This is a genomic window from Microbacterium sp. ARD31 (assembly GCF_031844425.1).
Genome location: NZ_JAUZVE010000001.1, coordinates 409,756 through 425,922, shown reverse-complemented (window position 1 = coordinate 425,922; position 16,167 = coordinate 409,756). Strand labels below are relative to the sequence as shown.

General features: G+C 71.0%; 15 protein-coding genes. All 15 read right to left on the bottom strand.

Annotated features, from left to right (window positions below; genetic code table 11):
* Window positions 1-9: 9 nt before the first annotated feature.
* Window positions 10-1,476 (bottom strand): glutamate synthase subunit beta, encoded by a 1,467-nt coding sequence (locus Q9S36_RS02115; RefSeq protein ID WP_311283753.1) that lies wholly within the window; start codon window positions 1,474-1,476, stop codon window positions 10-12.
* Window positions 1,469-6,073: a glutamate synthase large subunit gene (gltB, locus tag Q9S36_RS02110; protein ID WP_311283752.1), complete on the bottom strand. Its 4,605-nt coding sequence runs from the start codon at window positions 6,071-6,073 to the stop codon at window positions 1,469-1,471. The genes Q9S36_RS02115 and gltB overlap by 8 nt, the downstream gene beginning before the upstream one ends.
* A 53-nt stretch (window positions 6,074-6,126) precedes the next feature.
* Complete coding sequence (lgt, locus tag Q9S36_RS02105) at window positions 6,127-7,098, bottom strand: prolipoprotein diacylglyceryl transferase (RefSeq protein ID WP_253034450.1); 972 nt, start codon at window positions 7,096-7,098, stop codon at window positions 6,127-6,129.
* Window positions 7,099-7,108: 10 nt separating this feature from the next.
* A complete protein-coding gene (trpA, locus tag Q9S36_RS02100) occupies window positions 7,109-7,909 on the bottom strand; it encodes a tryptophan synthase subunit alpha (protein ID WP_217531885.1) in 801 nt (266 codons plus the stop codon).
* Window positions 7,906-9,165 carry a tryptophan synthase subunit beta gene (gene trpB, locus Q9S36_RS02095; RefSeq protein ID WP_311283751.1) on the bottom strand — a complete coding sequence of 420 codons (1,260 nt, stop codon included), beginning with the start codon at window positions 9,163-9,165 and terminating at the stop codon, window positions 7,906-7,908. Before trpB ends, trpA begins: the two co-directional genes overlap by 4 nt.
* Entirely contained in the window at window positions 9,162-9,938 is a 777-nt protein-coding gene (gene trpC, locus Q9S36_RS02090) for an indole-3-glycerol phosphate synthase TrpC (protein ID WP_217531889.1), read from the bottom strand. Before trpC ends, trpB begins: the two co-directional genes overlap by 4 nt.
* 1 nt (window position 9,939) lies before the next feature.
* Window positions 9,940-10,167, bottom strand: coding sequence for a DUF6704 family protein (locus tag Q9S36_RS02085; protein WP_217531891.1), 228 nt, complete (start codon window positions 10,165-10,167; stop codon window positions 9,940-9,942).
* A gap of 86 nt (window positions 10,168-10,253) precedes the next feature.
* Window positions 10,254-10,844 carry a Trp biosynthesis-associated membrane protein gene (locus Q9S36_RS02080; RefSeq protein WP_217531893.1) on the bottom strand — a complete coding sequence of 197 codons (591 nt, stop codon included), beginning with the start codon at window positions 10,842-10,844 and terminating at the stop codon, window positions 10,254-10,256.
* Window positions 10,841-11,200 (bottom strand): phosphoribosyl-AMP cyclohydrolase, encoded by a 360-nt coding sequence (gene hisI, locus Q9S36_RS02075; protein ID WP_064002052.1) that lies wholly within the window; start codon window positions 11,198-11,200, stop codon window positions 10,841-10,843. Before hisI ends, Q9S36_RS02080 begins: the two co-directional genes overlap by 4 nt.
* Window positions 11,197-11,961 carry an imidazole glycerol phosphate synthase subunit HisF gene (gene hisF, locus Q9S36_RS02070; protein ID WP_064002053.1) on the bottom strand — a complete coding sequence of 255 codons (765 nt, stop codon included), beginning with the start codon at window positions 11,959-11,961 and terminating at the stop codon, window positions 11,197-11,199. The genes hisI and hisF overlap by 4 nt, the downstream gene beginning before the upstream one ends.
* 1 nt (window position 11,962) lies before the next feature.
* Complete coding sequence (gene hisG, locus Q9S36_RS02065; RefSeq protein WP_217531897.1) at window positions 11,963-12,805, bottom strand: ATP phosphoribosyltransferase; 843 nt, start codon at window positions 12,803-12,805, stop codon at window positions 11,963-11,965.
* A 45-nt stretch (window positions 12,806-12,850) separates the two neighbouring features.
* Complete coding sequence (locus tag Q9S36_RS02060) at window positions 12,851-13,114, bottom strand: phosphoribosyl-ATP diphosphatase (protein ID WP_064002055.1); 264 nt, start codon at window positions 13,112-13,114, stop codon at window positions 12,851-12,853.
* 52 nt (window positions 13,115-13,166) lie between these two features.
* Window positions 13,167-13,850, bottom strand: a complete 684-nt coding sequence (gene rpe / locus Q9S36_RS02055; RefSeq protein WP_311283750.1) for a ribulose-phosphate 3-epimerase — start codon at window positions 13,848-13,850, stop codon at window positions 13,167-13,169.
* Window positions 13,851-13,882: 32 nt separating this feature from the next.
* The gene (locus Q9S36_RS02050) at window positions 13,883-15,235 is read right to left on the bottom strand and encodes a transcription antitermination factor NusB (protein WP_311283749.1); all 1,353 of its coding nucleotides are present in this window, start codon (window positions 15,233-15,235) and stop codon (window positions 13,883-13,885) included.
* Window positions 15,232-16,164, bottom strand: coding sequence for a methionyl-tRNA formyltransferase (fmt, locus tag Q9S36_RS02045; RefSeq protein WP_311283748.1), 933 nt, complete (start codon window positions 16,162-16,164; stop codon window positions 15,232-15,234). Before fmt ends, Q9S36_RS02050 begins: the two co-directional genes overlap by 4 nt.
* Window positions 16,165-16,167 lie beyond the last annotated feature (3 nt).

Here is a 16,167-nt window from a genome sequence, read left to right as displayed (position 1 = left end):
GGTTACAGCCTAGGCGTGCGGGAGACCGATCGCGACGTCGGTCGGACGGACCGGCGCCGGGAGGCTGGTCGATCCCATGAGGTACTCGTCGACAGCCGAAGCGGCCGCGCGTCCCTCCGCGATCGCCCAGACGATGAGGGACTGGCCACGCCCGGCATCCCCCGCCACGAACACGCCCGGGGCGGTCGACTGCCAGTCATCGGCACGCTCGACGTTGCCGCGTGTGTCGAACACCGTGCCGAGCTGCTCCTCGAGGGCGGTGCGTTCGGGGCCGGTGAAGCCCATCGCGATGAGGACGAGGTCGGCGGGGATCTCGCGCTCGGTCCCGCTCTTGGGGACGCGGCGGCCGTCGACGAACTCGGTCTCGGCCACGCGGAGGGCACGCACCTCGCCCGCCTCGTTGCCGAGGAACTCGACCGTCGAGGCGAGGTAGGAGCGTTCGCCGCCCTCTTCGTGCGCCGAGGCGACCTCGAAGATCGTGGGCATCATGGGCCACGGCTGGTGGTCCGGCCGCGACTCCGGCGGCTGCTTGCCGATCGCGAGGTTCGTGACGCTCAGCGCGCCCTGGCGGTGAGCCGTTCCGATGCAGTCCGCACCGGTGTCGCCACCCCCGATGACGACGACGTGCTTGCCCTCGGCGTGGATCTGGTGGGGAACCTGGTCGCCCGCGACCGCCTTGTTCGACTCCACGAGGTATTCCATCGCGAAGTGCACGCCGTCCAGGTCACGACCGGGGATGGCGAGGTCGCGCGGCACGGTGGCGCCGGTGGCGACGACGACCGCGTCGTAGCGGGCGCGCAGGTCCGCCCACGACAGGTCCTTGCCGATCTCGACGCCGGCGCGGAAGCGGGTGCCTTCGTCGCGCATCTGGCGCAGGCGCGTCTCGAGGTGGCGCTTCTCCATCTTGAAGTCCGGGATGCCGTAGCGCAGCAGACCGCCGATGCGGTCGTCGCGCTCGTACACGGCCACGGTGTGACCGGCACGTGTCAGCTGCTGTGCGGCGGCGAGACCGGCGGGTCCCGATCCGACGACCGCGACCGTCTTGCCGGTGAGGCGTCCGGGGGGCTCCGCCTCGACCCACCCGTTCGCGAACGCCTCATCGATCGTCGAGACCTCGATCTGCTTGATCGTGACGGCCGGCTGGTTGATGCCGAGCACGCAGGCGCTCTCGCAGGGGGCCGGGCACAGTCGACCCGTGAACTCGGGGAAGTTGTTCGTCGCGTGCAGCCGCTCGATCGCCGCGCGGCCCTCGCCGCGCCACGTGAGGTCGTTCCACTCCGGGATGAGGTTGCCGAGCGGGCAGCCCTGGTGGCAGAACGGTACGCCGCAGTCCATGCAGCGGCCGGCCTGACGGCGGAGCACGGCCTGATCGCCCTGCTCGTACACCTCCTTCCAGTCCATGATGCGGACGGGAACGGGCCGGCGCGGCGGCAGCTCGCGCTCGGTGACTTTGAGGAAGCCCTTGGGATCAGCCACCGGTCACCTCCAGGATGCGGGTCCAGACGACGTCGCTGTCGGGGTCGAGCCCCTCGGCGGCCGCCTCCTGGCGGGTTTTCAGAACGGCCGCGTAGTCCCGCGGCAGGACGCGCGTGAAGTTCGCGATCTCGGTGTCGAGGTTCGCGAGCAGTCGCTCGGCGAGGTCCGAGCCGGTCTCCTCGACGTGCCGGGTCAACAGGTCGCGGAGGATCTCGACGTCGCCGGCACCCAGCTCGAGCAGCTCGAGTTCGCCGGTCGCGAGCGCCTCGCGGTTGATGAGCGTCCGGTCGAGCCGGTAGATGTAGGCCGAACCGCCCGACATCCCCGCACCGAGGTTCCGCCCCGTGGGCCCGAGGATGACGGCGAGCCCGCCGGTCATGTACTCGAGTGCGTGGTCGCCCACGCCCTCGACGACCGCGGTCGCGCCGGAGTTGCGGACCAGGAACCGCTCGCCGACCACGCCGCGCAGGAACATCGAGCCCCGCGTCGCGCCGTAGCCGATGACGTTGCCGGCGATGACGTTCTTCGATGCGTCGAAGGTCGCCGCACGCGGCGGCCGGACGACGATCTCGCCGCCGGAGAGTCCCTTGCCGACGTAGTCGTTCGAGTCGCCCTCCAGGCGCAGCGTGATCCCCGACGGGAGGAACGCGCCGAAGGACTGCCCCGCCGACCCGGTCAGGTTGACCTCGATCGTGCCGGAGGGCAGACCGTTCTCGCCGTGCACCTTGGTGACGTGGTGGCCGAGCATCGTGCCGACGGCGCGCTCGGTGTTGCGCACCGGCAGGTCGATCGTCAGGTGGCCGCCGTGCTCGACGACGTCGCGCGCCCGGTCGAGCAGGGCGACGTCGAAGTGCTCTTCGAGCTCGTGCTCCTGCTCCTGCACCCGGCGTCGCGGTGCGTCGTCGGAGAAGGCGGGACCCCGCAGGATGGGCGACAGGTCGAGGCCGTGCGCCTTCCAGTGGTCGACGGCGGGCTGCACGTCGAGGACCTCGGTGTGCCCCACGGCCTCGTCGATCGAGCGGAAGCCGAGCTCGGCGAGGTACTCGCGGACCTCCTGGGCGATGAACTCCATGAAGTTGACGACGTGCTCCGCCTTGCCCGTGAAGCGCTTGCGCAGCTCGGGGTTCTGCGTCGCGACACCCACGGGGCAGGTGTCGAGGTGGCAGACGCGCATCATGATGCACCCCTCCACCACGAGCGCACTCGTCGCGAAACCGAACTCCTCGGCGCCCAGGAGCGCGGCGATGAGCACGTCGCGCCCGGTCTTGAGCTGACCGTCGGCCTGCACGACGACGCGGCCGCGCATGTCGTTGATCATCAGCGTCTGCTGCGTCTCGGCGAGCCCGAGCTCCCACGGGGTGCCCGCGTGCTTGAGGGAGTTGAGCGGGCTCGCGCCCGTCCCCCCGTCGTGACCGGAGACGAGGATGACGTCGGCCAGCGCCTTCGCGGTGCCGGCCGCGACCGCGCCGATGCCCGACTGGCTCACGAGCTTGACGTGCACCCGCGCGGACGGGTTGGCGCGCTTCAGGTCGAAGATGAGCTGCTTGAGGTCTTCGATCGAGTAGATGTCGTGGTGCGGCGGCGGCGAGATCAGGCCGACGCCCGGGGTGCCGCCGCGCGTGCGGGCGATCCACGGGTACACCTTGCCGGGAGGCAGCTGACCGCCCTCGCCGGGCTTGGCGCCCTGGGCGAGCTTGATCTGGATGTCGTCGGCATGCGTGAGGTACATGCTCGTGACACCGAAGCGTCCCGACGCGACCTGCTTGATGGAGCTGCGCCGCTCGGGGTCGAGCAGACGGTCGACGTCCTCGCCGCCTTCACCCGTGTTGGACTTCGCTCCGAGACGGTTCATCGCGATCGCGAGGGTCTCGTGCGCCTCCTTCGAGATCGAGCCGTAGCTCATCGCGCCCGTCGAGAAGCGCTTGACGATCGAGGACACCGGCTCGACCTCGTCGATCGGCACCGCCGGACGCACCCCGGTCTTGAGGCGGAACAGTCCGCGGAGCGTCTTGAGCTCGGCGGCCTGTTCGTCGATCAGGTGGGTGTACTCGCGGAAGATGTCGTACCGACGGGTCCGCGTCGCGTGCTGCAGACGGAAGACCGTGTCGGGGTTGAACAGGTGCGGCGAGCCGTCGCGACGCCACTGGTACTCGCCACCGGTCCACAGCCGCTCGTGCGCACGGGCGGCCTGGTCCGCCGGGTAGGCGAACTCGTGACGGGCCAGGTTCTCGCGCGAGATCTCCTCGATCCCGATGCCGCCGAGCTTCGTCTCCGTGCCGGTGAAGTAGGTGTCGACGAACTCCTGCGACAGGCCGACGGCCTCGAAGACCTGCGCACCCGCGTACGAGGACACCGTCGAGATGCCCATCTTCGACATGATCTTCAGCACGCCCTTGCCGAGCGCGTAGATCAGGTTGCGGACGGCCTTCTCGGGCTCGACACCGGTGATGTAGCCCGCGCGGACGAGGTACTCGACCGTCTCCATCGCGAGGTACGGGTTGACCGCCGACGCGCCGTAGCCGATCAGGGTCGCGACGTGGTGCACCTCGCGGACGTCGCCCGCCTCGACGACGAGACCGACCTTCATGCGGTTCTCGTTGCGGATGAGGTGGTGGTGCACCGACGAGAGCGTCAACAGGGACGGGATCGGAACCAGGTCCGAGGTGGAGTCGCGATCGCTGAGGATGATGAACTCGACGCCGTCGGCGATGGCGGCATCCACTTCGGCGTTGATCTCGTCGAGGCGCGCACGGAGCGAGTCCGCGTCGTCGTCGGCGCGGTAGAGACCGCGGATCGTGATGGAGCGCCGACCGGGGAGGGCGCGGTCGATGTTCTGCAGCTTCGCGAGTTCGTCGTTGTCGATGACCGGGAAGTCGAGCGTGATGACGCGCGTGTGGTCCGGTCCGGATGCCAGGAGGTTCCGCTCGGGACCGAGCCCGAGCCCGAGCGAGGTGACGACCTCTTCGCGGATGGAGTCCAGCGGCGGGTTCGTGACCTGCGCGAACTGCTGCACGAAGTAGTCGAACAGCAGGCGGGGACGCTCGCTGAGGACGGCGATGGGGGTGTCGGAACCCATCGCACCGAGCGGCTCGGCGCCCGTCTGGCCCATCGGCGTCAGGAGGATGCGGACCTCCTCCTCGGTGTAGCCGAAGGTGCGCTGGCGGCGCGTGATCGAGGCGATGGGGTGCACGATGTGCTCGCGCTCGGGGAGGTCTTTGAGGCGCACGCGACCCTCGTCCAACCACTCCTGCCACGGGTGCAGGGTGGCGAGGTCGCGCTTGATCTCCTCGTCCTCCACGATGCGCCCCTGCGCGGTGTCGACGACGAACATGCGTCCGGGCTGCAGACGACCGCGACGCTTGATGCGCTCGGGTTCGAAGTCGAGCACACCGGTCTCACTGCCGATGACGACCAGTCCGTCGGTGGTCTCGGTCCACCGACCCGGACGCAGGCCGTTGCGGTCGAGCGTCGCCCCCACGAGCGAGCCGTCGGTGAAGATGAGGGCGGCCGGGCCGTCCCACTGCTCCATCTGCATCGAGTGGTACTCGTAGAAGGCGCGCAGGTCGGCCGGGATGTCGGCCTGCTTCTCGTAAGCCTCGGGCACCATCATCATGATCGCGTGCGGCAGGCTGCGCCCGGTCAGCGTCAGCAGCTCGAGCACCTCGTCGAACGAGGCCGAGTCGCTCTGGCCCGGGCTGCAGATCGGCAGGAGCGGACGGATGTCGCCGAGCAGCTCGGACTCGAGCTGCGACTGACGCGCCCGCATCCAGTTGCGGTTGCCGTTGACGGTGTTGATCTCACCGTTGTGCGCCAGCATGCGCAGCGGCTGGGCGAGCGGCCACGACGGGAACGTGTTGGTGGAGTACCGCGAGTGGACGACGGCGAGCTCGGTCGCGAACCGCTCGTCCTGCAGGTCCGGGTAGAACGGCTCGAGCTGCAGGGTCGTGACCATGCCCTTGTAGCCGAGGGTGCGGCTCGAGAGCGAGACGAAGTAGGCGTCCAGCTCGTGCTGGGCGCGCTTGCGCAGGCGGTAGGCCCGCCGGTCGAGCGCGATGCCCGACAGCGCCGGCGCGTCGCCGACCGCCGGCCGCGACACGAACAGCTGCTCGAAGGCCGGACGGGCGTGGAACGCCAGCTTGCCGAGGTTCTCGTCGGCCGTCGGCACCACGCGCCAGCCGAGGACGGTGAGGCCCTCGCTCCGCGCGATCGCCTCGATCGCGCTCTTCTGGGCCGCGCGCTCGTCGTGGTCCGTCGGGAGGAACGCGAGACCCGCGGCGTACTCCCCCACGGGCGGCAGGTCGATGTCGACCACCGCGCGCAGGAACGCGTCGGGCATCTGCGTCAGGATGCCGGCGCCGTCACCGGTACCGGCATCCGACCCGATCGCGCCGCGGTGCTCGAGGTTGCGCAGCGCGGTGAGGGCGAGGTCCACGATGTCGTGGCCCGCCTCACCGCGCAGCGTCGCGACCATCGCCAGACCGCAGGCGTCCTTTTCGAACGCCGGGTTGTACATCCCCTGTTTCGCAGGGAACGAACCACCGGCGATGGTCCCGGCCGACCGGGTCGTGGTGTCTTCGTGACGGGAGCTCGAGGGCATGCCTACCGTCCTCACATGGGTGCTCAACCTGGGACGACGTCGGCCCTGCGGTGCTATCGGGTGGTGACTGAGCTTGTGGCCGAGTCGGAGGATTCTTCGGACGCGGGGGGTGCGCTCACGTCGACGAAGTCATCGGTTCCCTGCGAGTGTACCGCGCCCGGAGGCGTCCATTCGCGTCCCGGCTGATACGGCGACGGCTCGAACCCGGGGTGCCGGCGCTTCTGCACGATCATGATGACCAGACCCACGACGACGCCGAGGATCGCGGCCCACACGTTGGTGCGCAGACCGAGGTAGACCTCGCTCGGGTCGATGCGGATGGACTCCCACACGATGCGACCGGCGCAGTACCAGACGAGGTAGAGGCCGAACAGCCGGCCCCACTGCAGACGGAAGCGGCGACCGGCCGCGGCGATGATGATCACACCCATGACGTTCCAGATGACCTCGTAGAGGAAGGTCGGGTGGAAGAGGGTGCCTTCGGGCAGACCCGCCGGCCAGGCCGGGTTCGGGTACCTGATCTCCAGGCCCCACGGCAGGTCGGTGGGCAGGCCGTAGAGCTCCTGGTTGAACCAGTTGCCGAAGCGGCCGAACGCCTGCGCCAGCAGGAGCGCGGGCGCGAGCGCGTCGGCGAAGGTCCAGAAGCGGATGCCGCTCCACTTGCAGCCGAGCCACGCACCCACGGCGCCGCCGATCAGGGCGCCGAAGATGGCGATGCCGCCCTCCCAGATGCGGAAGATCGCCCACAGGTCCTTGTCCTCGCCGAAGTAGAACCCCGGGTGCGTGAGGACGTGGAAGATGCGTGCGCCGATGATGGCCAGCGGCACCGCGAGCAGCGCGATGTCGATGACGACCCACGGCTCCGCGCCGCGCTTGGTCAGACGGCGGTTGGTCCAGAACGTGGCCACCACGATGCCTGCGAGGATGCAGAGGGCGTAGAAGTAAATCGTCAGTGGGCCGAGCTGGAACGAGTTGATCGGCGGGCTGGGGATGCTCGCGACGACGGAGAGGGCTGCAGAAGTCACGACGGCGAGTCTACGCGGTGCCCGGACGCGGACCTGCGCCGCGGGACAGCTCACGGGTCGTCGCGGCGAGGCCGTCCACACCGCCGTCGCGGAGCGCGCGCACGAGCGCGGTGCCCACGATGGCGCCGTCGGCGTAGTCGAGGACACCGTCGACTTGGTCGGCCGTCGAGATGCCGATGCCGACGCAGGCGTTCTCGACGCCGTGCGCGCGCAGGCGATCGACGAGGGCGCGGGCCGCGGCATCCAATTCCGTCCGCTCCCCCGTGATGCCCATCGTCGAGACGGTGTACACGAAACCGGTGGAGTGCTCGGCGATCATCCTGATGCGCTCGTCGGTCGAGGACGGTGCCGCGAGGAAGATGCGATCGAGCCCGGTGCGCTCGGACGCGGCGATCCACTCGGCCGCTGCGTCGGGCGTGATGTCGGGGGTGATGAGTCCCGCACCGCCGGCGGCGGCGAGGTCGTCGGCGAACCGGTCCACGCCGTACTGGAACACGGGATTCCAGTACGTCATGACGACGATCGGCACATCGACGCGTTCGGCGATGGCGCGGACGGCCGTGAACGTGTCGCGGAAGCGGAAGCCCGCCGCGAGGGCGGCCTGCGTGGCCTCCTGGATGACGACGCCGTCCATGACGGGGTCGGAGTAAGGCGGGCCGAGCTCGAGGATGTCCGCGCCGTTGTCGGCCAGGGCCACGGCGGCGTCGATGCTCGTCTGCAGGTCGGGGTATCCGATCGGGAGGTAGCCGACGAACGCGCCCCGACCGGATTCCTTCGCGGCGGCGATCGCGGCGGCGACGCGCGAGGTCACAGCTCGACCCCTTCGCCGCTGCCGTGCTCGGGGTCGGCCGGGATCTCGACGGGCTCCTTGTCGGCGTCGTACAGCTCGAACCAGCGCGCGGCGGTGTCCATGTCCTTGTCGCCGCGGCCGGAGAGGTTGACGGCGAGGATCGCGTCCGGACCGAGCTCGCGGCCGATGCGGAGTGCGCCGGCGAGGGCGTGCGCCGATTCGATCGCGGGGATGATGCCCTCGGTGCGGCTCAGCAGGCGCAGCGCCTCCATGGCCTCGGTGTCGGTCGCGGGGATGTACCGCGCGCGGCCGATGCTCGCGAGCCACGCGTGCTCGGGCCCGACGCCCGGGTAGTCGAGGCCGGCGGAGATCGAGTGCGACTCGGTCGTCTGCCCGTCCTCGTCCTGCAGGACGAAGGTCTTCGCACCGTGGAGGATGCCGGGACGGCCGCGTTCGATGGACGCCGCGTGCTTCGGCGTGTCGACGCCGTCACCGGCAGCTTCCACTCCGTACAGCGCGACGCCTTCGTCGTCGAGGAACGCGTCGAACATGCCTATCGCGTTCGACCCGCCGCCGACGCACGCGATGACGGCGTCGGGGAGGCGGCCGGTCTCGTCGAGGAGCTGCTGACGCGCCTCCTCGCTGATGACCTTCTGGAAGTCGCGCACCATCGCGGGGAACGGGTGCGGGCCCGCGGCGGTGCCGAAGATGTAGTTGGTCGTCTCGACCGAGGCGACCCAGTCCCGGTACGCCTCGTTGATGGCGTCCTTGAGGGTGCGGGAGCCGGTCGTGACCGGCACGACCTCAGCGCCCAGCAGCCGCATCCGAGCGACGTTGAGGGCCTGGCGCTCGGTGTCGACCTCGCCCATGTAGATCGTGCACTCGAAGCCGAACAGCGCGGCGGCGGTCGCGGTGGCGACGCCGTGCTGGCCGGCGCCGGTCTCGGCGATGACCCGCTTCTTGCCGAGCTTCTGCGTGATGAGCGCCTGACCGATCACGTTGTTGATCTTGTGCGACCCGGTGTGGTTGAGGTCCTCGCGCTTGAGGAAGATACGTGCGCCGCCCGCGTGCTCGGCGAACCGTGGCACCTCGGTGAGGGCGGAGGGCCGCCCCGCGTAGACGTTCAGCAAGCGGGCGAACTCGGCCGCGAAGGCGGGGTCGGCCTTCGCGTCCTCGTAGACCGCCGTGAGCTCGTCGATCGCCGCGATCAGCGACTCGGGCATGTATCGCCCGCCGAACTCGCCGAAGAAGGGACCGTTCACTGCGCGAAGACTCATGAGCCTGCCTCCAGGAAGGCGGCGAGCGTCGACACGGGGTCGTTCGTGACGAGCGCTTCGCCGATCAGGACGACGTCGGCGCCGGCGCCGCGGTAATGGGCGACGTCGGCGGGTGAGAGCACGGCGGACTCGGCGATCTTGATCACGCCGTCCGGCAGCTCGGGGGCGAGCCGGCCGAAGAGGTCCCGGTCCAGCTCGAAGGTGGAGAGGTTGCGGGCGTTGACGCCCACCAGGCGCGCGCCGATGTCGCCCGCGCGCGCGACCTCTTCGGCGGAATGGGTTTCGACGAGCGGCGTCATGCCGAGTTCGACCACGAGGTCGTACAGCTCGGCCAGCACGCGCTGCTCGAGACCGGCGACGATGAGGAGGACGAGGTCGGCGCCGGCGGCGCGGGCCTCGAACACCTGGTACGGCGTCGCGATGAAGTCCTTGCGGAGCACCGGGAGGGTGACGGCTGCCCGCACCGACTCGAGGTCGGCGAGCGAACCCTTGAACTTGCGCCCCTCGGTGAGCACCGAGATCGCGGACGCTCCCCCGATCTCGTAGCGACGCGCCTGCAGCGCGGGATCGGGGATGTCAGCGAGATCACCGCGCGACGGGCTCGCGCGCTTGACCTCGGCAATGATCTTGACGCTGTCGGCGGGGGCGAGAGCGGCCAGCGCATCGATGGCGGCAGGCTGCGCGAGCGCGAGCTTCTCCACCACGGCCAGGGGGCGGACGGTCTCCCGCTCCCGTGCATCCTCCACCGCGCCGGCCGTCAGGTCGGCGAGCACGTCAGTGCTGCTTCGAGACGGTCTTGGATCCGCCGACGCCGTAGCCCGCCTTGGTCATGATGTAGCCGACGATGAGGCCGATGACCAGCAGGACGACCGAGAGCCAGACCATGAGCGGCATCTCGAGGAAGAAGAAAACGGTGCCGATCGTCAGGGCGATGAGCATGATGACGACCGTCGTCCATGCCGCCGGGGAGTGTCCGTGGCCGGGGTCCTCGATGCCGCTCATTGTTCTCCTTCGCATGCAGGTTCGGGGCGGCCGGAGCCGCACCACCAGTCTAGCGGGGCGGGCACCCTCCCCTCGCCCCGGACGCGTCAGCTCGTCGGATCCTCACCGCGGGACAGGTCGTCCCAGGAATCGATGCTGTCGCGGGGGCCGGTCCCTGCGGCCCCCGTCGTGCGGTACTTGCGGCCGCCGGCGCTCCACCGGTGGGCGGTCGCGAGGATGAGGACGCCGCCCAGCACGATGAGGACGGATGCCGCGGCCGTCACCCCGGGCCAGGGCGTCGCCGTGATCCCGGACACGATGCCGGAGATACCCTGCGCGCCGCTGAGGCCCGTGGCATCCGTCACCGGCCCTGCGACGGCGTCGATGGGCTGCTCCGCTGCGATGCGGTACGAGCCCCAGCCGAGCCCCGCCCCCAGGCCGATCGCGACGACCGCGAAGACGTAGCGGAGCGCACGCCCGACGATCGTGAGCGCGAGGCCGAGCGCGAGCGCGGCGAGGCTGAGCGGCGCGAGCACCGCCAGCGCGTCGGCGCCGGGGACCGGGACCGCGAGCTGCGAGCCGTCGTTCAAGGTCGCGTTCAGCCAGGTCTGGGTCGACCCGATGATGCCGACCGCGCCGCCGAGGAGGATCGCCAGCACGGCGGACAGCCGCATCCGGCGCGCGGTGGCCTCGGTCACGAGAACTCTCCGATCACGGGGTCGAGGTCGTCGGCGTCGAAGCACGTGCGGTCGCCGGTGTGGCAGGCGGCCCCGACCTGCTCGACGCTCACGAGGAGGGTGTCGCCGTCGCAGTCGAGGCGCACGCCGCGGACGAACTGCGCGTGGCCGGAGGTGTCGCCCTTGCGCCAGTACTCCTGCCGCGACCGGGACCAGAACGTCACGCGACCCTCGGTGAGCGTGCGGCGGAGGGCCTCGGCATCCATCCACCCCAGCATGAGGACCTCGCGCGTGTCGTGCTGCTGCACGATCGCGGGCACGAGGCCGTCGGCGTTGTAGACGACCCGCGCCATGCGTTCGTCGATCGATCCGGTCATCGCCGCACCTCCACACCCGAGGCCGCGAGGGCCTGTTTCACGTCGCCGACGGTCAGCTGGCCGGAGTGGAAGACGGATGCCGCGAGCACCGCGTCGGCGCCGGCCTCGATCGCCGGGGCGAAGTGCGCCGCGTCGCCGGCGCCGCCCGAGGCGATCACGGGCACGGACGAGACCTCGCGCATGAGGGCGACGAGCTCGAGGTCGAAACCGTCCTTCGTACCGTCCGCGTCGATCGAGTTGACGAGGAGCTCGCCCGCACCGCGCTCGATCGCCTCACGCGCCCAGGCGAGCGCGTCGAGGTCGGTCAGGGTGCGGCCGCCGTGGGTCGTGACGGCGAACCCGGAGGCAGTGTGCGGTGCGCGCTTGACGTCGAGCGACAGGACGAGCACCTGCGCGCCGAACCGGTCGGCGATCTCGCCGAGGAGCTCCGGCCGCGCGATGGCCGCCGAGTTCACGCCGACCTTGTCGGCACCGACGCCGAGGAGGCGGGCGACGTCCTCGGCCGAGCGCACGCCGCCGCCGACCGTGAGTGGGATGAAGACCTGCTCGGCGGTGCGCTGCACGACGTCGTAGGTCGTGTCGCGCGCGTCGACGGTCGCGGTGACGTCGAGGAAGGTGATCTCGTCCGCACCCTGCTCGTAGTACCGGCGGGCGAGTTCGACGGGGTCGCCCATCTCGCGCAGGTTCTCGAAGTTGACGCCCTTCACGACCTTGCCGGCGGCCACGTCGAGGCACGGGATGACCCGGCAGACGAGCGACACGTTAGAGCCTCGCGTTGTGGATCGCCGTCACGAGGATCGCGCGGGCGCCGATCTCGTACAGCGCGTCCATGACCTGGTTCACGGTCTTGCGCGGGCTCATGACGCGCACGGCCACCCACTCCGGGTCGCGCAGCGGCGAGATCGTCGGGGACTCGATGCCCGGGGTCAGCGCGACCGCCTGGTCGACGAGGTGCGCCGGCAGGTCGTAGTCGATGAGCACGTAGCGGCGGGCGACCATCACGCCGCGCAGGCGCCGCAGCAGCGTCTCGGTGCCGGGCGCCTCGGTCGGGGCGCCGATGAGGACCGCCTCGGACTCGAGCAGAACGGGGCCGAAGATCTCGAGCCCGGCCTGGCGGAGCGTCGTCCCCGTCGAGACGACGTCGGCGACGGCATCCGCCACCCCCAGCTGCACGGCGGACTCGACCGCTCCGTCGAGGGGCACGAGGTCCACAGCCACGCCGTGCTCGTCGAGGTAGCCGTCGACGAGGCCCGGGTAGGCCGTCGCGACACGCAGACCGTCGAGGTCGGAGAGCTCGGTGAAGCGTCCTGGAGGACCGGCGAATCGGAACGTCGAGCCGCCGAAGCCGAGCTGCTCGATCTCGCGGGCCCCCGGCATCCGGGCGTCCAGCAGCAGGTCGCGGCCGGTGATCCCGACGTCGAGCGCGCCGGAACCGACGTAGGTCGCGATGTCCTTCGGACGGAGGTAGAAGAACTCGACGTCGTTGACGGGGTCGATGACGTGGAGGTCCTTGGGGTCACGTCGGCCGGTGTACCCGGCTTCGGCGAGCATCCCCGCCGTGGTCTCGGCGAGCATGCCCTTGTTGGGGACGGCGATGCGCAGCATGGAACGTCTTTCGGTGTGAGGTATGCGGACGGCGGGAAGGACCGATCAGAGATGTCGGTACACGTCCTCGAGCGTCAGCCCCTTCGCGAGCATCAGCACCTGCAGGTGGTACAGCAGCTGCGAGATCTCCTCGGCCGTCTCGGCGTCGGACTGGTATTCGGCGGCCATCCAGACCTCGGCCGCCTCTTCGACGATCTTCTTGCCGATCGCGTGGACGCCCCGGTCGAGCTGCGCGACGGTTCCGGATCCCTCGGGACGGGTCTGCGCCGTCTCGGTCAGCTCGGAGAACAGTCCGTCGAAGGTCTTCACACCATCCAGGGTACCGGCACGGCGCCGCGGTCCGGTTCCCGTGACGAGGCCGTCAGTGCCGGTGAGCGGATGCCGCGGCCGACCGGAGGGCGCGGATCGCCGCGCCGGGGTCCTCGGCGCCGAACACCGCGGAGCCCGCCACGAACGTGTCGGCCCCGGCCTCCGCCGCCTGCGCGATGGTCGACTCGCCGATACCGCCGTCGACCTGCAACCAGACCTGCGACCCGCGCTGGCGCGCCTCGTCGGCCAGGCGACGGAGCTTCGGCATCTGGTCGGCCATGAAGCTCTGCCCGCCGAAGCCGGGCTCGACGGTCATCACGAGGATCTGGTCGAACTCGTCGAGCACGTCGAAGAGCTGCTCCACGGGGGTCGCCGGCTTCACGGCGACACCGGCGCGCGCCCCGATGTCACGCAGGCGCCGCGCGAGCGCGACGGGTTCGGCGGCCGCTTCGAGGTGGAAGGTGACGGATGCCGCGCCGATCTCGGCGTAGCCCGGCGCCCACCGGTCGGCGTCGCTGATCATGAGGTGCACGTCGAGCGGCACCGGACTGGTCGCCTGGATGCGCGCGACCATCTGCGGGCCGAACGTCAGGTTGGGGACGAAGTGGTTGTCCATCACATCGACGTGGACGAAGTCCGCCGACGCGATGCGGGCGAGCTCGGCCTGCATGTTCACGAAGTCGGCGGCGAGGATGCTGGGGTTGATGCGTACGTCGGAATGGGCCACGTCAGCCATTATCCCGGCGCCCCGTCGTCTTTCCTGCAGGGTCACGAACGGCGCAGGAGCCAGATCGACATGGCGTCGGTCGCGTGACGGTGCGGCCACAGCTGCGCGCGACCGGAACCGTCGGCCGGTGCGGCGAGATCGATGTCGCCGCCGGAGATCTCACGGAGCACCGCGCGGGCGTCGAGCTGGGTGATCTCGGCGCCGAAACGACGCTCGACCTCGGCCACCACACCCGCCGTCTCGGCCAGGTGCGGGGAGCACGTGACGTAGGCGACGACCCCGCCGGGAGCGAGCGCATCGACCGCCGCGGTGAGGAGCTCGGTCTGCAACTGCGTGAGCTCGGGGACGTCGGCGGGGGCCTTGCGCCACCGCGCCTCGGGGCGCCGACGGAGGGCACCGAGTCCGGTGCACGGCGCGTCGACGAGGATGCGATCGTAGACGCCCCGCCCGGCACGCGAGCGGCCGTCCTCCTCCGACACCGGCACCTCGAGCGGGACCGCGGCGACCGACTGGCGCACCAGTCGCGCGCGTGCCGGGGAGAGCTCGTTCGCCTCGAGCCGGGCGTCGTGCGTGACCGCCTCGGCCGCGAGGACCGCCGTCTTGCCGCCCGGAGCGGCGCACAGGTCGAGCCAGCGCTCGCCCTTGCGGACGGGCAGCGCACGGGACAACGCGAGGGCGGCGAGCTGGGACCCCTCGTCCTGGACGCGCACAGCGCCGCCCGAGGCGCGCACGATGCGATCGGGGTCACCGCCGGCGAGCCGGAAGCCCAGCGGCGAGAACGGCGTGCGATCGGCGTCCGCCGGGATCTCGCCCACGCCCGGGAGGGCCGACAGCGTCACCGTGGGCGCGGCGTTGTCCGCCGCCAGCAGGTCGAGCAGCTCCGCCTCACGCCCCTCCGCGGCGAGGGCGCGCCGGAAGGCGCGGATGATCCAGACGGGATGGGCGTAGCGCACCGACAGCCGCTCGTCGTCGGAGCGGGCAGCATCCTCGATGCGCGACAGCCACTCCTCCTCGTCCCGCTCGGACACGCGGCGCAGGACGGCGTTCGCGAAACCCGTCGCACGACGTCCGGCGACGCGCCCCACGAGGTCGACCGTCTCGTGGACCGCGGCGTGCGCGGGGACGCGCGTCGCCAGCAGCTGATGCGCCCCCAGCCGCAGCGCGTCCAGGACGGCGGGGTCGATGCCCGAGACCGGGCGTGCCGCGGCGATCTCGATGATCGCGTCGTAGGTGCCCACCCGGCGGAGCGTGCCGTAGGTGAGTTCGGTGGCGAGGGCGGCATCCGCCGTCGACAGACGGGCACGCTCGAGTTCTCGCGGGAGCAGGAGGTTGGCGTAGGCGTCCTCCGCGCCGACCGCGTGGATGACGGTGTACGCGACGTCACGCGCGGTCACGAGGACTCCCCCGGCAGGTCGGCGCGCGGATCGTCGGACCGGAGGCCACGCCACCAGTCCGCGGCGGGCATGGCGCCCTTGCCGGCCGGCTGCACGGTGCGCAGGAGCAGCGTCCCCTCCCCCGTCCCCACGAGCACGTCCCGGCCGACGAGAGCGAGCCGGCCGACCTCGAGGTCGATGTCGGGACCGCGCAGGGCGGCATGGACCTTCACGCGGGCGCCGCCGACGGAGAGGTGCGCGCCGGGTTCGGGGGTCGTCCCGCGGAAGCGGTCGACGACCCGGTCGGCGGGCTGCGTCAGGTCGAGCGCACCGTCCACCTGCGTGAGCTTGGGCGCGAGCGTCGGCTCCCCCTGCTGCGGGATCGGGGCGGCGGTGCCGTCATCGATCGCGTCGACGACGCCGGACACCAGCTGAGCACCCGAGACCGCCAGGTCGGCGAGCACGTCACCTGCGGTCGCCCCGCGCGGGACGTCGTAGCGCATCTCGTCGTACACGTCGCCCGCATCCAGGGCCGGGACGAGCTGGAACACGGCGGCGCCCGTCACCCGGTCGCCCGCGATGAGCGCGTGCTGCACCGGCGCGGCGCCGCGCCACTTGGGCAGCAGCGAGAAGTGCAGGTTGATCCATCCGTGCCGGGGCGTCGAGAGCAGGGGCTCCCGCACGAGACCGCCGTACGCGACGATGACACCGAGGTCCGCGCCGAGGGCGGCGATCTCGGCGGTCGCCGCTTCGTCGAGCCGGTCGGCCTTGACGACGGTCAGTCCGAGCTCCTCGGCCGCCACCGCGACCGGGGACGGCGTCAGCACGCGCTTGCGTCCGACGGGGGCGTCGCGACGGGTGACGACGCCGACGATCTCGTGGGACGAAGCCGCGAGGGCACGGAGCGAGGGGACGGCCGGTTCGGGGGTTCCGGCGAAAACGACGCGCATTCA